The sequence below is a fragment of the Pseudomonas sp. RL_5y_Pfl2_73 genome (assembly GCF_963970515.1).
Lineage (GTDB): Bacteria > Pseudomonadota > Gammaproteobacteria > Pseudomonadales > Pseudomonadaceae > Aquipseudomonas.
In genome coordinates this window covers 1-21,342 of the sequence record NZ_CAXAPD010000002.1, presented here as the reverse complement: position 1 = coordinate 21,342, position 21,342 = coordinate 1, and the positions used below count along the sequence as shown (strand labels likewise).

Annotated in this window: 21 protein-coding genes and 2 pseudogenes; 14 read left to right on the top strand and 9 right to left on the bottom strand. The window is 60.2% G+C overall.

Annotation, left to right across the window (positions count from 1 at the left end; all coding sequences use genetic code 11):
- Nucleotides 1–146: 146 nt before the first annotated feature.
- Together AACY42_RS01835 and AACY42_RS01830 are read left to right on the top strand one after the other, a co-directional pair.
- The gene (locus AACY42_RS01835; protein ID WP_339475776.1) at nt 147–737 is read left to right on the top strand and encodes a YceI family protein; all 591 of its coding nucleotides are present in this window, start codon (nt 147–149) and stop codon (nt 735–737) included.
- A 1-nt stretch (nt 738) separates the two neighbouring features.
- Nucleotides 739–1,896, top strand: a complete 1,158-nt coding sequence (locus tag AACY42_RS01830; protein ID WP_339475773.1) for a phospholipase D-like domain-containing protein — start codon at nt 739–741, stop codon at nt 1,894–1,896.
- Nucleotides 1,897–2,036: 140 nt separating this feature from the next.
- On the opposite strand, the gene bglX is transcribed toward AACY42_RS01830, so the two are convergent.
- Entirely contained in the window at nt 2,037–4,328 is a 2,292-nt protein-coding gene (gene bglX / locus AACY42_RS01825; protein ID WP_339475771.1) for a beta-glucosidase BglX, read from the bottom strand.
- Nucleotides 4,329–4,579: 251 nt separating this feature from the next.
- Here bglX and AACY42_RS01820 point away from each other — a divergent pair, with 251 nt between their 5' ends.
- The 6 genes from AACY42_RS01820 to AACY42_RS01795 all read left to right on the top strand — a co-directional run bounded on the left by AACY42_RS01820 (nt 4,580) and on the right by AACY42_RS01795 (nt 9,194).
- Entirely contained in the window at nt 4,580–5,188 is a 609-nt protein-coding gene (locus AACY42_RS01820) for a LemA family protein (protein WP_339475768.1), read from the top strand.
- 40 nt (nt 5,189–5,228) lie between these two features.
- Nucleotides 5,229–5,972 carry a TPM domain-containing protein gene (locus AACY42_RS01815; RefSeq protein WP_339475766.1) on the top strand — a complete coding sequence of 248 codons (744 nt, stop codon included), beginning with the start codon at nt 5,229–5,231 and terminating at the stop codon, nt 5,970–5,972.
- A gap of 27 nt (nt 5,973–5,999) precedes the next feature.
- Nucleotides 6,000–6,617 carry a TPM domain-containing protein gene (locus AACY42_RS01810; protein WP_339475763.1) on the top strand — a complete coding sequence of 206 codons (618 nt, stop codon included), beginning with the start codon at nt 6,000–6,002 and terminating at the stop codon, nt 6,615–6,617.
- A 210-nt stretch (nt 6,618–6,827) separates the two neighbouring features.
- Nucleotides 6,828–8,045 carry a class I SAM-dependent methyltransferase gene (locus AACY42_RS01805; RefSeq protein ID WP_339475760.1) on the top strand — a complete coding sequence of 406 codons (1,218 nt, stop codon included), beginning with the start codon at nt 6,828–6,830 and terminating at the stop codon, nt 8,043–8,045.
- 140 nt (nt 8,046–8,185) lie between these two features.
- The gene (locus tag AACY42_RS01800) at nt 8,186–8,767 is read left to right on the top strand and encodes a DJ-1/PfpI family protein (RefSeq protein WP_339475757.1); all 582 of its coding nucleotides are present in this window, start codon (nt 8,186–8,188) and stop codon (nt 8,765–8,767) included.
- Nucleotides 8,768–8,849: 82 nt separating this feature from the next.
- Entirely contained in the window at nt 8,850–9,194 is a 345-nt protein-coding gene (locus AACY42_RS01795) for a YegP family protein (protein ID WP_003198702.1), read from the top strand.
- 103 nt (nt 9,195–9,297) lie between these two features.
- On the opposite strand, the gene AACY42_RS01790 is transcribed toward AACY42_RS01795, so the two are convergent.
- Nucleotides 9,298–10,317 carry a DUF4917 family protein gene (locus AACY42_RS01790; protein WP_339475753.1) on the bottom strand — a complete coding sequence of 340 codons (1,020 nt, stop codon included), beginning with the start codon at nt 10,315–10,317 and terminating at the stop codon, nt 9,298–9,300.
- Between the two features lie 140 nt (nt 10,318–10,457).
- On the opposite strand from AACY42_RS01790, the gene yiaY reads away from it, so the two are divergent.
- Nucleotides 10,458–11,606, top strand: coding sequence for an L-threonine dehydrogenase (gene yiaY, locus AACY42_RS01785; protein WP_339475751.1), 1,149 nt, complete (start codon nt 10,458–10,460; stop codon nt 11,604–11,606).
- Here yiaY and AACY42_RS01780 read toward each other — a convergent pair.
- Nucleotides 11,603–12,766, bottom strand: a complete 1,164-nt coding sequence (locus AACY42_RS01780) for an MFS transporter (protein ID WP_339475748.1) — start codon at nt 12,764–12,766, stop codon at nt 11,603–11,605. The two genes, yiaY and AACY42_RS01780, sit on opposite strands and share 4 nt — an antisense overlap.
- A 13-nt stretch (nt 12,767–12,779) precedes the next feature.
- Entirely contained in the window at nt 12,780–14,015 is a 1,236-nt protein-coding gene (locus AACY42_RS01775; RefSeq protein WP_339475745.1) for an aminotransferase class I/II-fold pyridoxal phosphate-dependent enzyme, read from the bottom strand.
- 258 nt (nt 14,016–14,273) lie between these two features.
- Here AACY42_RS01775 and fos point away from each other — a divergent pair, with 258 nt between their 5' ends.
- On the top strand, nt 14,274–14,690 hold the full coding sequence (fos, locus tag AACY42_RS01770) for a fosfomycin resistance glutathione transferase (RefSeq protein WP_339476462.1): 417 nt from the start codon (nt 14,274–14,276) through the stop codon (nt 14,688–14,690).
- 74 nt (nt 14,691–14,764) lie between these two features.
- On the opposite strand, the pseudogene AACY42_RS01765 reads toward fos, so the two are convergent.
- Nucleotides 14,765–14,978 (bottom strand): annotated as a pseudogene (locus AACY42_RS01765) (CopG family ribbon-helix-helix protein); the annotation flags it as partial.
- A gap of 248 nt (nt 14,979–15,226) precedes the next feature.
- Here AACY42_RS01765 and AACY42_RS01760 point away from each other — a divergent pair.
- On the top strand, nt 15,227–16,576 hold the full coding sequence (locus tag AACY42_RS01760; RefSeq protein WP_339475742.1) for a sensor domain-containing protein: 1,350 nt from the start codon (nt 15,227–15,229) through the stop codon (nt 16,574–16,576).
- Between the two features lie 343 nt (nt 16,577–16,919).
- Nucleotides 16,920–17,423 (top strand): DUF4142 domain-containing protein, encoded by a 504-nt coding sequence (locus AACY42_RS01755; protein ID WP_339475739.1) that lies wholly within the window; start codon nt 16,920–16,922, stop codon nt 17,421–17,423.
- Nucleotides 17,424–17,511: 88 nt separating this feature from the next.
- On the opposite strand, the gene AACY42_RS01750 is transcribed toward AACY42_RS01755, so the two are convergent.
- On the bottom strand, nt 17,512–17,916 hold the full coding sequence (locus tag AACY42_RS01750; protein WP_339475736.1) for a low affinity iron permease family protein: 405 nt from the start codon (nt 17,914–17,916) through the stop codon (nt 17,512–17,514).
- A 176-nt stretch (nt 17,917–18,092) separates the two neighbouring features.
- Here AACY42_RS01750 and AACY42_RS01745 point away from each other — a divergent pair, with 176 nt between their 5' ends.
- Complete coding sequence (locus AACY42_RS01745) at nt 18,093–18,239, top strand: hypothetical protein (protein ID WP_003198724.1); 147 nt, start codon at nt 18,093–18,095, stop codon at nt 18,237–18,239.
- A gap of 152 nt (nt 18,240–18,391) precedes the next feature.
- On the opposite strand, the gene AACY42_RS01740 is transcribed toward AACY42_RS01745, so the two are convergent.
- From AACY42_RS01740 to AACY42_RS01730, 3 genes and pseudogenes are all read right to left on the bottom strand, one after another.
- Nucleotides 18,392–18,802 carry a type II toxin-antitoxin system HicB family antitoxin gene (locus AACY42_RS01740; protein ID WP_339476459.1) on the bottom strand — a complete coding sequence of 137 codons (411 nt, stop codon included), beginning with the start codon at nt 18,800–18,802 and terminating at the stop codon, nt 18,392–18,394.
- A gap of 40 nt (nt 18,803–18,842) precedes the next feature.
- A pseudogene (locus AACY42_RS01735) lies at nt 18,843–19,019 on the bottom strand (type II toxin-antitoxin system HicA family toxin); the annotation flags it as partial.
- A gap of 608 nt (nt 19,020–19,627) precedes the next feature.
- Nucleotides 19,628–20,257, bottom strand: coding sequence for a LysE family translocator (locus tag AACY42_RS01730; RefSeq protein ID WP_339475733.1), 630 nt, complete (start codon nt 20,255–20,257; stop codon nt 19,628–19,630).
- 144 nt (nt 20,258–20,401) lie between these two features.
- Between AACY42_RS01730 and AACY42_RS01725 the strand changes: the two genes are divergently transcribed.
- Complete coding sequence (locus AACY42_RS01725; protein ID WP_339475731.1) at nt 20,402–20,884, top strand: Lrp/AsnC family transcriptional regulator; 483 nt, start codon at nt 20,402–20,404, stop codon at nt 20,882–20,884.
- Nucleotides 20,885–21,342: the final 458 nt, after the last annotated feature.

Genomic DNA, 21,342 nt, shown 5'->3' with positions numbered 1-21,342 from the left:
CCTTTGGCAACATGGCCTTGCTCCCACAGATAAACCCCTTCACCCCAGGTTCTCTGTATTGCTGGGCAGTTGTTGCAACAGACAGTTTGCAAGCGCCCTCGGCCCGGTTAAGGTTCGCCACAGGTTTATGTGCCCTGCGAGTGTGTATGTTCAAGCGGTTTTTCCCTCACGCTGCCGCCAGCTTGCTGCTGGCCTGCGCCGCGCTACCAGCCCAGGCCAACTGGTACCTGGACGGCGAGTCGTCGCGGCTGTCGTTTATCAGCAGCAAAAACGGCAACGTTTCCGAGGTCCAGCGGTTCCTGGTGCTGCACGGTCAAGTCCAGCCCGAGGGCTTGGCGCGCCTGGAAGTGGAACTTGAGTCCATCAACGGTGGCATTCCCCTGCGCGATGAGCGCATGCGGGCCGAGCTGTTCGAGATCAAGCAATTTGCCGAAGCCACTGTCACCGCAAAGATCGACCTGGCGCCGATCCAGGACCTGGCCAACGGCGCGCAGTTGGAATTGCGCCTGCCGCTGACGGTGAACCTGCACGGCAAGCAGCATGATTACCCCGTCGAGCTGCTGGCCACGCGCCTGGACGAGCGCCGTTTCCAAGTGGTGACCCTGGAGCCGGTGGTGCTCAACGCGGCGGATTTCGATCTGGTGCCGGGGCTGGAAAAGCTGCGAAACCTGGCCGGGTTGTCGGCCATCGGCCTCTCGGTGCCAGTGAATGCGGTGCTGATTTTCACGGCGCGCTGATATGAGTGGCCCGGTATTTCCCTGGCGTGAAGGCAATCGCTTCGAGCTGTTGATCGATGGCCCGCAGTTCTTCCCGCGCATGCTGGTGGAAATCGCCCGTGCCCAGGAACAGGTCGAGCTGGAACTCTATCTGGTGGAAGCGGGCACTTGCGCCGAGGCGATGGTTCAGGCGCTGGTGCAGGCCGCCGAGCGTGGCGTTCGTGTGCGGTGTCTGTTCGATGACTACGGCAGCCTGGCGTTTACCTTGGCCCTGCGCAAGCGTCTGATCGAGGCTGGGGTGGCGTTGCGTTTCTACAATCGCCTGAGCTGGCGCCGCTGGGTGCGCAACCTTTACCGGGATCACCGCAAGCTGCTGCTGGTGGATCAACGCCTGGCCGTGGTCGGCGGCACCGGGGTGACCGATGAATTCTGGAATCCTCTCGACGACCGCAGTGAGTGGCACGAAGTGATGGTGGAAATTGTCGGCCCGCTGGTGCTCGACTGGCAGTTGCTGTTTGACCGCCAGTGGCTCGCCAACCGCCATCGGCGAGCCTGGAAACCGGCGTCCAACTTCGGCTTGCCGCGCCTGCCGCGCGTACCGCCGGTGGGCGAGGGCATGGGCCGGGTGGCGTATGCCGACGCCCGCCAGCATCACGATATCCTGCAATCGCTGTCCCGGGCATTGAACAGCGGCCAGAAACGCATCTGGATGGCGACGCCGTATTTCCTGCCGACCTGGAACGTACGCCGTTCCTTGCGCAAGGCTGCCGCCCGCGGCATTGATGTGCGCCTGCTGCTAACCGGCCCGCGCACCGATCACCCGTCCGTGCGCTACGCCGGGCACCGTTACTACCCGCGACTGCTCAAGGCCGGCGTGCAGATTTTCGAATACCAGCCGTGTTTCCTGCACCTGAAGATGGTGCTGGTGGACGACTGGGTCAGCATCGGCTCCTGCAACTTCGATCACTGGAATCTGCGTTTCAACCTGGAGGCCAACCTCGAAGCCTTGGACTCCAGGCTCAGCCGTGCAGTGGCGGCCAGCTTTGAGCGGGACTTCACCCAGAGCCTGCAAGTCAGCCTCGACGCCTGGCAGCGCCGACCGTTGTGGAAGCGCTTCAAGCAGCGGGCGTGGGGGTTGGTGGATCGGTTGGTGGTGAATCTGCTGGGTCGGCGGGGCTAACCGCAATCTTTGAAATCACTGGAACCCAATGTGGGAGCGGGCTTGCTCGCGAGGGCGGTGTGTCAGCAGACTCACTTGCTGACTGATACACCGTCTTCGCGAGCAAGCCCGCTCCCACAGGGTCATGCAGTGTTGTTGGGTTAGAGCAACTCAAAACTTTGCTGCTTCACTTCCTGGGAGTCCAGGCCGATCTGCACGTTGAACTTGCCCGGTTCCGCCGCGTACTTGAGTTGGGCATTGAAGAACTTCAGGTCGTCCTCGGTGATGCTGAAGTGGATGACTTTCTTCTCGCCGGCCTTGAGCATCACCTTGCGGAAGTTCTTCAGTTCCTTCACCGGACGGATGATCGAACCGGTCACGTCCTGGATGTACAACTGCACCACGGTTTCGCCGTCACGCTTGCCGGTGTTTTCCAGTGTCACACTGGCATCGAGCTTGCCGGTCTTGTTCAGCGTGGTCGATGACAGGGCCATGTCCGACAGGCTGAACTCGGTGTAACTCAAGCCATAGCCGAACGGATAGAGCGGGCCGGTGGTGTCATCGAAGTACTGCGAGGTGTAGTTGCCCGGCTTGCCTGGCGTGAATGGCCGGCCGATGCTCAGGTGGTTGTAGTAGGTCGGAATCTGTCCCACCGAGCGTGGGAAGGTGATTGGCAGTTTGCCCGACGGGTTGTAGTCGCCGAACAGCACATCAGCGATGGCGTTGCCGCCTTCGGTGCCGCTGAACCAGGTTTCCAGGATCGCATCGGCCTGCTGCTTCTCGTCCTGTAACGACAGCGGACGGCCATTCATCAGCACCAGCACCAGCGGTTTCCCGGTGGCCTTCAGGGCCTTGATCAGTTCGCGTTGGCTGGTCGGGATGTTCAGCTTGGTACGGCTCGACGATTCATGGGACATGCCACGGGATTCGCCTACAGCGGCCACCACCACATCGGCATCCTTGGCGGCTTTCACTGCTTCGTCGATCAGCACCTGGGCCGGGCGCGGGTCGTCTACCACTTCCGGGGCATCGAAGTTGAGGAAGTTCAGGTAGTCGAGCACCTTCTTGTCGCCGGTGATGTTGGCGCCACGGGCGTAGATCAGCTTCGAGTCAGCGCCCAGGGCACGGGTCATGCCGTCGAACAGGGTGACCGATTGTGCAGGACGCCCGGCCGCGGCCCAACTGCCCATCATGTCGATCGGTGCCTTGGCCAGCGGGCCGACCAGGGCGATTTTCGCCGTCTTCTTCAGGGGCAGGGTCTGGTTGCGGTTTTCCAGCAGGACCAGGCTGCGGCGCGCCACGTCACGGGCGTCGGAGCGGTGCATGCGGCTTTCGGCGTAGGTGTCGGCCGGGTCGTCCTCGGCCTTGCCGATGCGCAGGTACGGGTCCTTGAACAGGCCCATGTCATATTTCGCTGCGAGCACTTCGCGCACTGCGTTGTCGATGTCGCTCTGCTCGATTTCGCCGGCTTTGAGCAACCCTGGCAGTTCCTTGCCATAGAGCGAGTCGTTCATGCTCATGTCGATACCGGCCTTGATCGCCAGTTTCGCCGCTTCGCGACCGTCCTTGGCGACGCCGTGCTTGATCAGTTCGAAAATGGCGCCGTGGTCACTGACCGCCAGGCCCTTGAAGCCCCATTCCTTGCGCAGCAGGTCGTTCATCAGCCAGGTGTTGGCGGTCGCCGGCACGCCGTTGATGGAGTTCAGCGCGACCATCACCCCACCGGCACCTGCGTCGATGGCGGCGCGGTAGGGTGGCAGGTAGTCCTGGTACATTTTCAACGGACTCATGTCCACGGTGTTGTAGTCCCGGCCGCCTTCCACCGCGCCGTACAGGGCGAAGTGCTTGACGCTGGCCATAATGCTGTCGGCCGCGTTGGCGCCGTTGCCCTGGAACGCCTTGACCATCACCCCGGCGATGCGCGACACCAGGTAGGTGTCCTCGCCGAAACCTTCGGAGGTGCGGCCCCAGCGCGGGTCGCGGGAAATGTCGACCATAGGCGCAAAGGTGATGTCCAGGCTGTCGGCGGCCGCTTCCTTGGCCGCGATGCGGCCGGAGTGGTAGATCGCGTCCATGTCCCAGCTCGAGGCCAGGGCCAGGGGGATCGGGAAAATCGTGCGGTGGCCGTGGATCACGTCATAGGCGAAGAACATCGGGATCTTCAACCGGCTGCGCATGGCCGCGTCCTGCATCGGACGGTTTTCATCGCGGGTGATGGAGTTGAACGTGCCACCGATGTTGCCGGCGGCGATTTCCTGGCGAATCATCTCCCGGGGCATTTCCGGGCCGATGCTGATCAGGCGCAATTGGCCGATCTTCTCGTCGAGGGTCATCTGCTTCATCAGGTTGCTGATGAAGGCGTCCTTGTTCTCTATGGGGGCTGGCAGGTTGTCGGCTAATACGGATTGACTGGCCAGACTGACAAACAGGCCCAGCAAACACAGCTTCTTCATGAATAATTTTCTCGCAAGCCTAAAGGGCGGTAATCAGGACACGCCGGTCAGCCAAAATGTGAGGAGCGGCTATTGTTGTTCAGTTAAATGCAGCACACTTTCGAACCCATTGGGCTGAACTTAGTTTCGCACTGCGCATTTTTTAGCCCATCGACCCGTTTCAATCCAGTGCGGCGGCAGATTATGCCCCAGGCGCCGGTGAGATAGGTGGCCGGTTTTTTCCAATGTCATGCCAGGGAGCGCTTCCTCCAATGAATCCACGACTGAACCACCTTCGCAGCTTGCCGATGCTGGCCCTGATGCTGCTCACCACGGTGCTGGCCGGTTGCGGCATCAATAACATCCCGACCCTGGACGAACAGGCCAAGGCCGCCTGGGGCCAGGTGCAGAACCAGTACCAGCGCCGCGCCGACCTGATTCCCAACCTGGTGGAAACCGTCAAGGGCTACGCCCAGCACGAGCAGGAAACCCTGACCGCAGTGATTGAAGCACGGGCCAAGGCGACGTCGATCCAGGTCGACGCCAACACGTTGAACAACCCGGAACAACTCAAGCAGTTCCAGCAGGCCCAGGACCAGTTGAGCGGCGCGTTGAGCCGGCTGATGGTGGTGGTCGAGCGTTATCCGGACCTCAAGGCCAACCAGAATTTCCTGGCGTTGCAATCGCAGCTCGAAGGCACCGAGAACCGCATCGCCGTGGCCCGCCGCGACTTCATCCTGGCCGTGCAGAAGTACAACACCGAAATCCGCACGTTCCCGGGGCGCCTGTGGCACAGCGTGATGTACAGCGACCTGCCGATCCGCGAAACCTTCGAGGCCACCAGCGTCAATGCCGAAAAACCCCCTGAAGTGAAGTTCTAAAAAATTGTGGGAGCGAGCTTGCTCCCACGCAGGAGTTGCGATGCGCGTGTTGAAATTTGGCCTGGTGCTGTTGCTCTGGATGTTTGCCATCACGGCCCAGGCCGAGCTGAAATTTCCGGCATTGACCGGGCGGGTGGTGGACGCCGCGCAGATGCTCGAACCGTCGGTGCGCGCGCAACTGCAAGCGCAGCTCAAGGCCCACGAACAGGCCACCGGCGAACAGGTGGTGGTGGTCACGCTGGCGGACCTGCAGGGCAGCAGCATCGAAGACTTCGGTTATCAACTGGGGCGCCATTGGGGCATCGGGCAGAAGGATAAAAACAACGGCGCGCTGCTGATCGTCGCCCGGGATGACCGTAAGCTGCGCATCGAGGTGGGCTACGGCCTGGAGGATCGCCTGACCGATGCGCAGAGTTCGGTGATCATCAACCAGGTGATCACCCCGGCCTTCAAGAGCGGCAACTTCAACAAAGGCATCAACGACGGTGTCGCGGCGATGCTGGTGGTGCTGGGCGGCAGCCCGTTGGACGAGCCGGCGCCGGTATACCGTGCGGATGGGCAGCAGGGGCAGGGCGATTTTGTCGAGCGCCATCCAGGGCTGTTCGTTTTCCTGGTGATCCTGTTTATTTTGACGATATTGGTCTGCCAGATGCTCGGTATCCTGCCGGCGGGTCGTGGCGGCTCGGGCGGTTCCGGTGGGGGAGGTTTCAGCGGCGCAGGTGGCGGGGGCTTCAGCGGTGGCGGTGGCAGTTTCGGGGGCGGCGGTTCGTCGGGCGGCTGGTGACAATAATAATGAGCGGGCACTTTTAACATGGCATTACTGACGGAACACGAACAACGCAAGGTCGCCGAGGCCATCGCCCGGGTCGAGCGGCATACCGATGCTGAACTGGTCACGGTGCTGGCCGCCCGCGCCGACGACTACGCCTATATCCCACTGTTATGGGCCAGCCTGCTGGCCCTGGTGGTACCCGGTGTGGTCCATTACCTCAGCGGCTGGCTGGCGATGCACAGCCTGTTGTTGGTGCAGTGGGTCAGTTTCATTGTGCTGTGCCTGGTGTTTCGCATCCCCAGGATCACCACGCACCTGATCCCCCGTTCCGTGCGTCACTGGCGGGCCTCCAACCTGGCGCGCCGGCAATTCCTCGAACAGAACCTGCACCACACCGTGGGTAGCACGGGGATGCTGATCTTTGTCTGCGAGGCGGAGCGGTACGTGGAAATCCTGGTCGATGAAGGCATTTCCAAGCGCCTGGACAACAAATGCTGGGATGCCATCGTCGCAGTGTTCACCCAGCAGGTTCGCCAAGGGCACACCCTGCAGGGTTTCGTGACCTGCATCGAAGCTTGCGGCGAATTGCTCAAGGAGCACGTGCCGGTGACCCAGGAGCGCAATGAATTGCCGAATCGGTTGGTGGTGCTGGGCTGAAGTTTCTGCCAGCACAAACCTGTGGGCGCAAAGCTTGCTCGCGATGAACGATCACTCGGTTTGGCCTGCCAAAGCGCGGCGTATTCATCGCGGGCAAGCCTTGCTCCCACAGAGGTTACTGCTCGTCACACGAACTTTTCCGTGCCCTCGCTGCCCATCCCCCCTAAAATACCGCCATTCCCGATTCGCCCCGCCCGAGGCCGTTTTTTCATGTCCGCCATCGCAACGCCCGTCCGTCCCGCGCCGGATCATCACGCCCAGTTCATCGAGCTGCTGCGCACCAGCCTTGAGCAGAACGGCTTCATCAAGCTGGTGCTGGCCAAGTACGTGGGTGAAGAAGCGGACCTCCAGCGGCTGATCATCAAGCAGCTGACGGTCAAGGACCAGCCGTACCTGTCCTTCGTCTACCGCTACAAGACCCGCGACATCACCAAGAATTTTCCGCTGGCCGAAGGTGTGGAAACCATTGCTGCACTGTTGCCGGCATCGTTCAAAAACGCGCATTTGCTGGCGGTCACCGACGAGGCGCAGTTGGAGTACAGCAAGAAGGGTAAGAGCTCGCTGTTCAAGAGCAAGCCCCAGCAACTGCGGGAAGTGCCATCTGCCGAGCACAACCGTGAGAAAAATCGCTTCCTCGACCTGAGCCGGCCATTTTTGGCCGACCTGGGCGTGACCAACCACAAGCACGAGCTGATTCCGGCGATGTCGCGCAAGTGGAAGCAGATCAACAAGTTCATCGAGGTCTTCAGCCATGCGCTGACGTCTTCGCCGCTGGCCCTGGACAAACCGGTGCGGGTCTCGGATTTCGGTTCGGGCAAAGGTTACCTGACGTTTGCCATCCACGATTACCTGCGCAACACCTTGCAGGCCGAAGGCGTGGTGACCGGTGTCGAGCTGCGCGAAGACATGGTCAAGCTGTGCAACGAAGCCGCCGCGCGGCTGGAACACCCGGGCTTGAGCTTCCAGCACGGTGACGTGCGCAGCGTGGCGCCGAGCGCGGTGGATGTGATGATCGCCTTGCACGCCTGCGACATCGCCACCGACTACGCGATCCACATGGGCATTCGCTCGGGCGCTTCGATCATCATGTGCTCGCCGTGCTGCCACAAGCAGATCCGCTTGCAGATCCAGAGCCCGGCCTTGCTCAAGCCGATGTTGCAATACGGCCTGCACCTTGGCCAGCAGGCGGAAATGGTCACCGACAGCCTGCGGGCGTTGTTCCTGGAAGCATGCGGCTACGAGACCAAGGTCTTCGAGTTCATCTCCCTGGACCACACCAACAAGAACAAGATGATCCTGGCCGTCAAACGCGCCGAGCCTGCGGACCCCACCGAGCTGCTGGCCAAGATTCAGGAACTCAAGGCCTTCTACCACGTTACCGAGCACTGCCTCGAAACGCTGCTGCGGGCCGATGGTTACCTTGCCTGAGGCTGGTGCTCCCACAGGACCCGTTCCCGCAAGGGCAGAGGTGCATCCCGTCAGGTAATGAGCGGTTATCCCCCGCCTGCCAACACTCCGGGCTACCTTTAATGCGTTAACCACTCACGCATCCCAAAGGAGCTCTTCCCATGGCCGCCAAGAAAATCCTCATGCTGGTCGGCGATTACGTCGAAGATTATGAAGTCATGGTGCCGTTCCAGGCCCTGCAGATGATCGGCCACACCGTGCACGCCGTGTGCCCGGACAAAACCGCGGGGCAGACGGTGCGCACGGCGATCCACGATTTTGAAGGCGACCAGACCTACAGTGAAAAGCCGGGGCACTTGTTTGCCCTTAACCATGACTTCGCCAACGTCCAGGCCGCCGACTACGACGCGCTACTGCTGCCGGGAGGGCGAGCGCCGGAATACCTGCGCCTGAATGAAACCGTCCTGCAACTGGTGCGTGATTTCGACCTGGCGGGCAAGCCGATTGCCGCGGTGTGCCACGGTGCGCAGTTGCTGGCGGCGGCGGGGATCCTCGAAGGACGTGAATGCAGCGCCTACCCGGCGTGTGCCCCAGAAGTACGGCTGGCGGGCGGGACCTATATCGACATCCCCGTGACCGAAGGCCATGTCCAGGGCAATCTCGCAACGGCACCGGCGTGGCCCGCGCATCCAAACTGGCTGGCGGGGTTCCTGACGCTGCTGGGCACGGCCATCACGTTGTAATGGCGCGGCACAGCGGACTGGCAGGGCAAGTGCGCTGGGTCTTTGCTCTCGGGGCTTGTCTTCTATTGCCAGGAGAAAAATCATGTCTGGATGGTACGAAATCAGCAAAAGCAGCAGCGGCCAGTTTCGGTTTGTACTCAAAGCGGCCAACGCCGAGACAATCTTGACCAGTGAGTTGTACACCACCCGCAGCGGTGTCGACGGTGGCATTGCGTCGGTGCAGAAAAACAGTCCGTTGACCGAGCGCTATGAACTTAAGAACACCAAGGATGGCCATCCGTACTTCAACCTCAAGGCGGCCAACCATGAAGTGATTGGCAGCAGTGAGGCTTATTCATCGGACGCGGCCAGGGACAAAGGCATTGCCAGCGTCAAGGCCAACGGACCGACGACGGTCATCAAGGACAAGACGGTGGCTGCGCTCTGACAGGGCAGCAATAAGGGCGCCTAGCCTGTGGAGGGGGATTTATGTGTGGCAGCAAGCTTTGCTCCCACACATACATCCCCCTCCACACGTTTTTACCTGGCCTTTAAACCTCCACCGGCACCGACAATTTCGGATCGCCCAGTGGGTGGCTCTTGGCATCGAAGAAGCGTAATTGCACCTCCAGCCCCTGGAAGACTTTGGCGTAATGCCGCTTCTGATGCTGGATGAACGCCTGGCTACGGGGGTAGATCGAAATCGCTACGGTTTTCGGTGCGGCCAGGCGCAGGGCTTGCACGATGTGGTTGTCCTGCTCGCCCAGGGCATGGCCGAACAGGCACAGGTTGTCGCCCTGCTGCAGCAACTGGTCGTAGCAGAACGATAGGTAATCGCTGCTGCGGATGGTCTTGAGCTTGTCCTGGCTCGGGCCTTCATTGACGAACAACGGTACGTCGTCGAGGGTCTTGATCGTGTTGTTGATGGCGAAACTGCCCAGCAAGGTGCCTTCGGTGGACGTGAGTTTGCGCGCCGTGCCGTCCTGGTTGCGTACCAGGTGCAGGCCGCCGTGCAGATATAGCAGGCGTGGTTTGTCCGTGGTCGCCTGGCTCAGGTCGAAACTGTGGTTTTCACCGAAGAACAGGTCGCTGATGGTCTCGGGCGCCTGCTGGATCGCCCAGTAGTTGAGCAGGTCGTAGTTGGTGGTGAACACCGTGTGGTAGTGGCTCAGCTCCTGGTTGAGCGTCGCCAGGGTCGATGGTTGCACCAGGCGCCATGGCATGTGCACCGCATGCACGGTGTTGATCAGTGCTTCCTTGATCGCGTAGTAGCGATTGCGCGGCGCGGCGGAGCTGACGGCCAGGGCCTTGTTCACTCGACTGGTGGTTTTCAGCGCCGCGAGCACCTGTTCGAAACTGCGCGTCTGCATCGCGTCGAACACGCTCAGCTCCGACGGGCTCAGGGGTTTTTCCTCGACGGTGCGGGCATTTTCGAACAGCGAGTCATAGCCGAAATCATCCCACACTGCGCGGCTGGCTCCATTGCCCACCAGCAGGCCGCTGAAGGCGGTGTCGGCGCGCAAGGCCTCCCAGTCTTCGAGCCGGGTGTCGTATTCCTGGAAATCGGTCATCGCAAGGATCATCTCAAAACGTGGCAAAGGCAGGGCGCGACTTTATCACGACCCAGTCTTGAGCCAGATCAAGATACGTCATGACTACTCGGTCATTCTGTAGGCCCTGCCGATCCGGCCTCAACCAGGAGCGTGACCCCATGAGCAGCACTTTTTTCATTCCCGCCGTGAACATCATGGGGCTGGGCTGCCTCGATGAAGCGATGACCGCTATTCGCAACTACGGCTTTCGCAAAGCCCTGATTGTCACCGATGCGGGGCTGGCCAAGGCCGGCGTCGCCACCAAGGTGGCTGAGTTGTTGGCGATACAAGACGTCGACTCGGTGATTTTCGACGGCGCCAAGCCCAACCCAAGTATCGCCAATGTCGAGCTCGGGCTGGGGTTGCTGAAGGAGAGCCAGTGTGATTTCGTCGTGTCGCTGGGCGGCGGTTCACCCCACGATTGCGCCAAGGGCATCGCCCTGTGCGCCACCAACGGCGGGCAGATTCGCGACTATGAAGGCGTCGACCGTTCGAGCAAGCCGCAGTTGCCGCTGATCGCCATCAACACCACGGCGGGTACCGCCAGCGAAATGACCCGTTTTTGCATCATCACCGACGAGACACGCCACGTGAAAATGGCGATTGTCGATCGCAACGTGACCCCATTGATGTCGGTGAACGACCCCGCGCTGATGGTGGCGATGCCCAAGGGCCTGACGGCCGCCACCGGCATGGATGCACTGACCCACGCGATCGAGGCTTATGTCTCCACTGCCGCCAATCCCATCACCGATGCCTGCGCCCTGAAGGCCATCACCCTGATCAGCAACAACCTGCGCCTGGCCGTGCGTGACGGCAATGACCTGACCGCGCGGGAGAATATGGCCTACGCGCAGTTCCTCGCGGGGATGGCGTTCAACAATGCGTCGCTAGGGTTTGTGCACGCGATGGCGCATCAACTGGGTGGTTTCTATGACCTGCCTCACGGTGTGTGCAACGCGGTGCTGTTACCTCATGTGCAGAGCTTCAACGCGTCGGTGTGCGCCGTTCGCCTGACCGATGTGGCCCATGCCATGGGCGCAGATACGCGCGGCTTCAGTCCGGAAGAGGGGGCCCGGGACGCCATCGCGGCGATCCGCAAACTGGCCCTGGACGTGGACATTCCGACCGGTTTGCGTGACCTGGGCGTACGCCTCAACGACGTCCCGGTGCTGGCTGCCAACGCCTTGAAAGACGCCTGTGGCCTGACCAACCCACGGGCCGCGGACCAACGACAGATCGAAGAGATTTTCCGCAGCGCGTTCTAAGCAACCCGGGGCGGCACGAACCTCACACAGAGCATCGCCGCCGCCCCTAGCAGTGCGCACAACGCCGCCAGTGGCCAAGCCTGTTGACTCAACAACAGGCTGGCCATGGCGCCGATCACCGAGGCCATCAGTTGGTGCAGGAACCCACTCAATGCCATGGCATAAGCGCCGGCCACCGGTGAACCTTCGTTGGCCAGGGACAAGCTGATGGGGTAGTTCAACGACTGGCCGAACACCGCAAAGCAATACGGCAACCAGAAAAGCAGCGCGATGCTGCTCAGGGTGAGACTGCCTGCCAGCATGGTCGTGCTCCCGCCCAACACCAGCGCGATGCCCCAGCCCATCATTCGCCGTTGACCAGTACGCAGTACAAAAGCGTTCACCACCAGCGCCCCAAGCAAGTACGCGGCACTGACCGGCCAGCCCAGCAGGCCGTATTCAATGGGCGACCAGTGGAAGCGCTCCTGCAGGATCAGCGGCGCGGCGGTGTTGAAGGCGACGATCACGCCGTAACCCAGTCCACCGGCCAAGGCCGGCAGCAGGAACGCGCGTTGCCGGAGAATGTGCCCGTAGATGCCACATGCCGATTGCCCGTTGCCGGCTTGCACCAGCACCGGGAACCTGGCCCGGGACACCGCCGCTGCCATGGCCAGGCTGACGGCGCCCAAACCGTAGAAAATCGCCTCCCAGCCAAAAGCGGCCTGGATCAGCGAGCCCAGGTACTGGCCGATACCGAGGGCAATCACAAAGGCGATCGATATCCATGACAGCGCCTTGGCCAACAGGTCGCCGCTGAAACTGTCCCGAATCAATACCCGCGCCATCACTGAGATACCGCTGGCGCCGATGCCCTGAATCAACCTGAGCGTCAGGAACGCCTCCACGGTGGTGCCCAGCGGCAGGGCCAGATTGCCCAAACCGTACAGCCCCAAGGCCGCCAGCAAGACCGGCTTGCGCCCCAGCCGCTGGCTCAGGCTGCCCCACAGCAACATGGGCAACGCCATGCCGATCAGGTACACCGACAAGCCCCAGGAAACCCGGGACGCATCGGCGCCCAGGTCCCGGGCGATATCGGGCAGGGCCGGCAAGTAGATGCTCATGCCCAGTTGTGCCAGGAAAACGGTGGTGCAGGTGACGATCAGGGTTGTACGGTTCTTCATCGAGCGTCCTGTCTCAAGGGCGGATGTCACGCCCGTGGGTCAGCAGCAGTTCGGTGATCTTTTCGCAAAACGAGCGAATCACGTTCGGCTCCATGTCGGCGCGCAGGGTAATGCGAATGGCGGCCTTGCCTTGCGGCACTACGGGGAAAAAAACCGCTGAAGTGAAATATCCCAGTTCGGCCAGTTCGACGGCCAGGCTGTTGGCCAGGGCCGCTTCACCGCAGGGCAGCATGCGGATTGCCATGGGATTGCCACGCTGTTCAGTGCGCACGAGGCTGTCGAAGAAGCGGATATTAGCTTGCAAACTCTCCTGCAGGGCGCTGAATTCTCGACTGCGGTGCAGGCGAATCGACGCCATGCCAGCGCCGATGGCCGCTGCGTTCAGGCTCTGGGACCAATAGCTCGGCCCACCGTAACGCTGCACCAGCGCCTTGTGCCGTTCACTGCCAAGCATGACCAGCCCGCCACTGGCGCCGAATGACTTGGCCAATGAAGCAACGATCAGGGTGCGCTCGTCCACGGCTGGGATGCGCGAACGGACAAGGCCTGCGCCGAACTCCCCGACCGCCGACAGCGCGTGGGAATCGTCCAGATAGAGAAACAGGCCATAGCGCTGCTTGAGATACATCAGGCTGTCCAGGTCCGCCAATCCGCCCATGCTGTAGGCGCTGTCGGCCACGTATGCCACGCAGCGCTGGCGTTTGCACAGGTCTTCGATGAAATCCATGTCGTTGTGCGGACAGGTGATGACTTGGGTTTCATCGGCGCAGGCGGCCTTGCTGTGGTTCATCGAGTAATGGGCGTATTTGTCGAACACCATGACCGGCGAACACTGGTTGGTGAACGCGCCGCTGGCCAGCAGCGGCAGGATTCCGGCGCTTGCCGCACTGCACGACAGGGCACTGAGGCAACTGGCCCCGAACAGCTCCGACAATTGGGTTTCGTACTGGTCCAGGATCGACAGCTTGCAGCGATTCCTTGAGTTGGCGACCCGCAGGGTTCCGGTTTCCCACAGGGCAGTCATGGCGCCGTCCAGCAACGCGGGGTGATAGTCCAGGCCCAGGTAGGACGTGGTACAGAAATGATGAAAGGTGCGACCGTATTGGTCGACCAGCACATTGGGTGTCTTGACCTCGACATTCAGCCCTGAGATTTTTCCGGCTTCAGTGCCCTGCCAGTTCTGGTCTGCGAGGGAAATCACCTTGCGGTAGTGGGTGAAGTGATGGGGCGCTTGAGCAGTCTGGTTCATGGTGCGATTACATTCCTTGGTGGGTGGTGCTGTCCGTGGGGTGTTTCGATAGCGGTGTGTTTCCAGACTTTACAGATTGTTGTGCAGGGCTTTGAATCGGCTGTTTCCGGCGTGCTTGAGTGTCACTGGAGATTTCTGCGTAGGACTTTGCCTAGGACCTTGGACGGGGAATCCATCAGTGGTGTCGGAGCTTCGGAGCACCCTGGATTTGCCCCAAGCCCGCGGGGTTATCACTCTTTTCTGGAAGGTAGCTTGCTGATGCTCTCAGGCCTCAATCATCTGACCCTTGCCGTCACCGACCTGGATCGCAGTGTGGTTTTTTATGGCGAGCTATTGCAGCTGCGTCTCGAAGCCAAGTGGGACAGCGGGGCCTATTTGTCGCTGCCAGGTTTGTGGGTGTGCCTGGCTTTCGGCCCGTTGCGCAGGCCCGTGCCGGCGGCGGACTACACCCATTACGCTTTCAGCATCAATGCCGGGGATTTCCCGCTACTGGTGGCGCGGCTGAACGCAGCCCAGGTGTCATCGTGGCGAGACAATCGCAGCGAGGGTGATTCGTTCTACTTTCTCGACCCGGACGGGCACAAACTCGAAGTCCATGTGGGTGACCTGGCGTCTCGGTTGAAGGCCTGTCGGCAGGCACCGTATGCCGGCATGGCGTTTTTTTCGGCGCCGTGATGGGGCTGTATCGAGTCGAGTGACTGGCCTATCAGGCGTTGGGCGGTCATCGTCGTGTGTCGAACAGCCGCAGGGTTTGCAACCGCGTTTACCCCCTGGTTGCTGGCGAAATCAGCTGCATCGGCCTCATGCAAGGCTTCCTGGATTTCCTTGATCTGCCAGGCTTCACGGGCCAGGTATCCGCGTAGCGCATCGACGGCCAGGAATGACTTGCTGCGCCGGTAGCCTTGGCCAATACCGCCGGGTTTCGGCGACTTCATCGGGCAAGCGCAATGACATGACGGATATGATGATCTCGATGTAGTGATTTGTAATACAACATCCTACGTCGTCCTTGAAGTGCCGCCAGTCCCGTTGGTCTCCATTGTATGTGTGAATGTTCGCCCGATAACGAGGCTCATCCTCTACAGTCTGATCGCCTGCGCTATTCTCATCGTATCGTGGGGGCGCGTTAGTCTTGGATGCTATGTCAGCATTACGAACTGACGATCACCCGCTCCGCTCACCGCAGCATTATCCGGATAACCACCAGCCCCATGGAAACTCGAAGTTCCGCGCCGCTGGCCAGCTACATCGACCTTCTGCTGGACGCCGTGTGTGCCGTCGACGGCCAAGGGCGTTTCGTATTTGTCAGCGCTGCCTGCGAACAGATCTTTGGCTACACGCCGCAGGAACTGATCGGCCTGCCGATGATCGATCTGGTGCACCCTGCCGACCGCCAGCGAACCCTCGAGGCGGCGCGGGAGATCATGGACGGCGAGCCCAAGCTCAATTTCGAGAACCGTTACCTGCGCAAGGACGGGCGGGTGGTGCACATCCTGTGGTCGGCGCGCTGGTCGCCGGTGGACCAACTGCGCATTGCCGTGGCCCGGGACATCACCGAACGCAAGCAGGCTGAGTCCCGACAGGCCGCGTTATATGCGATTTCCGAGGCGGCCCATGCTGCGGCGGACCTGCTGGCGCTGTTCGAGCGCATCCACCTGATTATTGGCGAGTGGCTGCCGGCGCTGAATTTTTCGGTGGCGTTGTGTGACGAACAATGTTCGCAACTTAACTTCCCCTATCACGTCAACGACCGGGAAGGGCAGCCCGAATTACCGGGCACGGTCACCGCGCGTTTGTGCGCCGAGGTGATTCGCAGTGGCCAGTCAATCCTCCTGACGCCCGGTTGCAGCCAGTTGCCGCCGGAGTTCGACGACCTTGTGGCGCAGCCAGACGCGCCGTGCTGGCTGGGTGTGCCGCTGAACTCGCAGAGTGGCACGATTGGCGCGCTGATCGTCAAGAGCGCGCCAGACACCGAGCGCTATACCGAGCAGGACAAGGAACTGCTGCAATACGTCTGCGCACAGATCACCATTGCCATCGAGCGCAAGCAGTTGCATGCCCGGTTGCAGCACATGGCTCAGTACGATCAGTTGACCCAGGTACCCAACCGTGAATTGCTCCGTGAGCGGTTCAAGTGCGCACTGGCGGCCGCTCGCGCTGCGTCCGGGCGCATGGCCTTGTTGTACATCGACCTTGACCGCTTCAAGCAGGTCAACGACACCTATGGCCACGGGGTTGGCGACATGCTGTTACAAGCGGTGGCCAAGCGTCTCAAGGGATGTATCCGCGACACCGACACCGTGGCGCGCATTGGCGGGGACGAGTTCGTGGTGCTGCTGCACAGCATCCAGGCCTTGGAGGATGCCCAAAGCGTGCAGGAAAAAATCCGCCATGCACTGGTCCAGCCGCTACGTCTGGAAGGGCACTGCCTGAGCATCGAACCGAGCATCGGCGTGGCCTGTTTCCCGGACCATGGCACTGAAGATGTCGCCCTGTTTCGCCACGCCGACGAGGCGATGTATGCCGCCAAACGCCACAATCACAGGACGTTCGGCATCTGATAGGGTGCGACCGTTCGTCGTGGCACAAGTACCTTTCTCAAACCTTCATCTCGTATCCAATTCGAATATAAGAAGGGCTCTGCGCGCCCTGCATTCACGAATAGGGAGGGTTGGACCATGCCCGGTTCAAGCGGTATTTATCCGATAAACATTGCTCATGATCGAACGAAGGTGTCCGAATCGGGTCGCAAAAGTGGGAGAACCACCATCACGACCGTCGATAAAAGCCCGCCGAAAGCCGAAATTGGCCGGAAGCCGGGTCGCACGTATCGCTGAATTCATGGTGGGTTCTGATTCAACGGTGGATAACCCACCAGAACTTTCATCAGAGGAGGGCGCTACCATGAGTCGTATGGCCAGCTTTTTTCGCACCACCAGTCTCATCGTGTTGATGGGCCTGGGTGCCAGCAGTGCCTGGGCCCAATCGCCTGCCGAATTCATCAACGATGCTTCAGCCAAAGGCATGGCCGACATCGAGGCCAGTCGTATGGCCCATGGGAAGGCCGAATCCAGGGAGGTCAAGGATTACACCATCATGGTCATCAACGACCGCACCACGGCCAATCAACACCTGGCGAAGATCGCCAAGAAGCTCGACCTGCCTGTCGCCCCCCGGGAGGAGGTGGCGGACAAGGCCAAGGCCCTGATGCCGCAGGTAAAGGAAGGCGAGTCGTTCGAAGCTGCGTATGCCGCCAGCCAGGTCAAGGCCACCGAAGAGGCCATCGCGCAGATCCAGCAGCAGGCCCAGACCACCGAAGTGCCTGAGATCAAGGCCTTCGCCGATGAAACCCTGCCTAAACTGCAGACCCATCTCGAAATGGCCAGGGCGCTGCAGGCCAGCCGCTGATCTGCTGTGTTTTTGTACTCACGGCCGGGACGTTCGCGTCCCGGCTGATTTTTGCCCGCCAAAAGGAGAACCCTCCAGCGCATCTGCGTCAGCACTGGTTCAGGTCTACTTTGTTCTTTTCGTCCAACCCTTCAAGACTCTTGGCTTCGCCCTGGCCCATGGCCTGGTAATGCTTTCTCAACGCCTCCAGTTGCTTTAGGTCCAGCGACTCAAGGCCGAGCATTGCATTCTGTGCCTCCTTGGTCGCTCGTAATAACTCATCGACCTTGAGGTGCAAGATGTCGGTATCGCGGTTCTGCGTGTTTTGAATCAGGAATACCATCAGGAAGGTAATGATCGTTGTTGATGTGTTGACGATCAGTTGCCACGTGTCATTGAACTGGAAAAAAGGCCCGCTGAGGGCCCAGAGTGCCAACAACACGATGGCCCCCAGAAACGTCTTGGGGCTCCCCGCCCAAAGGGCCAGTTTTTGAGCGATTTTTGCGAAGGTCATTGCTGTGTTCCTTATGGATGCACCTGTCCTTTGTGACAGCAATGAATTGATGAAAATTCTGCTTACATTTTCAGGCGCCGCTGTTCGGCAAGGTTTTTCGTGCAGCCTGAAAATCATCGCAACCAATTGCCATGTTGGCGGGTCACTCCTTAAGGCCCTCAGCTTCGGAGTCCACCATGAACCTCGCACGCACTGTTTGCCTTGCCTGCTGTTTGTTCGCCCTGCAAGGCTGCTTCGACAATTCGGGTAACGAGACCAAGGACAACACCGATGGCACTAAGTCCTCGGTGCAGATGCAAGAGTCGGGAGCGGAAAAGAAATAGACCGCCGCCCGCAACCCCTCCAATGGGCTGTCGCAAAACCCTGTGGGAGCGAGCCTGCTCGCGATGGCGTTGGGTCAGCAACATCAAGGGTGTTGACACACCGCTATCGCGAGCAGGCTCGCTCCCACAAGTTCTTTCTCCAGCATTGATGGTCACCGCCCTTGCTGCAACACCTTGAGCGCTGCCGAAGCGAGGAAGCCGGAACGGCTCTTCTCTTCAGGATGGTGCAACACATATTCATCGATTCGGTTGAGCAGGTAGCCGGGCAACGTGATGTTGAGTTTCTGCGCCTTGCCCAGGTACTTGGTCACATCAATGTCCACCAGCGCCCAGGTGCAGCCGGCATATTGCGCATTGGCGGCGTGTAGGGTGACGGTGTTGGCCGGCGGAATCGGCGAGCCGTCCTCAGCCAGAATCTCGAAATGCCCCTCAATGGCCTCACGCGCCATCGCCATGGCCTCGTCCAGGTCGTCGCCTGCGGAAAAACATCCGGGAATATCCGGCACTTCAACCCCCCAGGCGTGCTTGTCATCGCCCATGGAAATCGCAATCGGGTAAAGCATATTCATCGTCCTCCACGAACGTCGCGCAACGGGCCGGCTGAAGCAGCGCCTGTTGCAAAATACTGATGGCCGTTTTCTTGAGCAGGTCCTTCTTCGGATGAGGAACCGTGACCAGCCCCGGCTTGGTCGGGTGCTTGAAGTGATGGTGGCTGCCCCGAACTCGTACCAGATACCAACCGTCTGCAATGATCTGGCTTATCAAAAATCGGCTATTCACAACACTTCCGTGTGGAGTGCTTGGTGGGTACTATACCTACTGGAGGTGAGTGATCAACACTATAACCGCCGAAGGCAACCTCGGGAGGTATGCGCAGTCATCGCAACGAAGTCTAGAAGCGGCGTCGCACAAGGACGGCAGCGGGGTGGGGCGGGTTTATTTCGGGATGTGAAGCCGGACGTATTGCTTGTGTGGCGAGGGAACTTGCTCCCGCTGGGGGGCGCAGCAGCCTGGATGTTTAGCTGCTGCTGAAAAATGCCGACCACTTGGGACTAATGCCAGTCAGTTAAGAAGCGAAACGGGAACCTGTGGGCTTGCTCGCGAATGCGTCGGGTCAGCCAGGATCAATGTTAAATGACACACCGCTTTCGCGAGCAAGCCCGCTCCCACAGGGGATTTGTGGTGAATGCGATCCCTGAGAGCAACTCGGAAAAAATGTGGGAGCGAGCCTGCTCGCGATGGCGTCGGCACAGTCAACATCATCGCAAGCTGCCCCGACGCATTCGTGAGCGAGCCCGACTTCCGCTGGGCTGTGAAGCAGCCATCAGTTTTTTCGGTACGATTTGCCGGGCTCCCATCTGTGAGTCCGATCAGCCTATCCCCAGGTCCTATGACTGCTGCACAAACGTCAGCCGTACCGCAAAACCAATCAGAAGACTGCCAAATAACCACTGCTGCACGCGCTGGGCCGAAGGCGAACGCTGAAGCCAGCGACCGAGTGCGACACCCACCAACGCGTAGGCGCTATCGAATAGCAGGCCGACGCCGACCAGCATCACGCCCAGGGTCACGAATTGCCCCAGCCCCGGCCCGCCCCGTGGATCGATGAACTGCGGCAATAACACCGAGCAAAACAGCAAGGCTTTGGGATTGAGCAGATTGGTCAGCAGCCCACGCCGAATCGCCTGGTAGCAACGCCGTTTCCCGACCTCGATTGCGGCAGCTTCAAAACTCGGCAACAAGGTGGTCCGCAGGCATTGAAAACCGATCCATAACAAGTAAGCAGCACCGGCCAGACGCACGATGTCGAACGTCCACGGCGCGGTCTTGAACAAGGCCGAAAGCCCCAGCGCCGCCAATGCAACATGACACCCCCGAGCAATCCCCAGGCCCACCGCCGTCGCTAGCGCCGCGCCCCTGCCCTGACGGGCCCCGGTTTGTAGCAGCAGAATCATGTCCGGCCCGGGCAATACGTAGACCACCATCAAGGCCATCAGGAACAACCAGAGCTCTGCCATGCCACACCCCTTCATCGACGATTCGCAAGTGCCAAGTCTATGGCGCAGGGGCAGGGCAGGTGGTTGCGAAGTCGGCTTCTAAAGCTGCGCCAATTGGCATAACCTGCCAGCTATTCGCGTCATTCCATTGGAAACTGCCAATTAATGAAACTGGATGCCTTTGACCGCAAAATCCTCGCCGCGCTGCAACGCGATGGCCGCCTGAGCAATGTGCAACTGGCCGAAGAAATCGGCCTGTCCCCGTCACCCTGCCTGCGCCGCGTGCGAATACTCGAAGAAGCCGGTGTCATTCGCGGTTACCAAGCCGTCCTGGACCGCGATGAAGTGGGCCTCGGATTAACGATATTTGTCGGCGTGAAGGTTGAACGGCACAACGACGAACAAGCCGAAGTGTTTCGCCAGGCCGTCACGGCGTTGCCGGAAGTGATCTCGGCGTTTCTGGTTTCAGGCGAATCGGATTTTCTGTTGCAAGTGGTGGTGCCGGATTTGCGGGCTTACGATCGTTTTCTCACTGGGCGGCTGCTGAAACTGCCGGGTGTGAGTGATATCCGCAGCAACTTTGCGATTCATACGGTGAAGACGCCGGGGGCGCTGCCGTTGGGGCATTTACCGGGGACCGAGCAATGAACGACACAAGTGGGCGGCCAAGATACAAAAAGCCCCGCTGTGAAAAACACCGGGGCTTTTTGTTCTGTCGTTAGGTGGGAGTCTCGCGGCTCCCATTCTCAAACGTACTAGGATGGAATTACGTTTCGCATAGATTCACTCCTTGACTTGAGAAACCGCCGCCATCCTTTCCTAGATTCGGGTGGCGGCCGTACGTGGGCTAGGAACCGGGAGTCAAGGCACCCGGCACACCCGAGGGTGTCCCACGCACAGCCACCATAAAACATCATCGCAAACACAAAAAGCGCCTGCAATTTTATGGGCGCTGTGCGCCTTGAATTCAGCGGGTTCCTAGGGGCTGTTGCCGTTTGTATCTAAGCTATTGATATAAAAAAGAAAGCCCGCATCGTTGAAGATCTGACCCAACACCGATGCGAGCTTTCGATGCCCCGATTATTGCTCAGTGATGAGCATTGGTC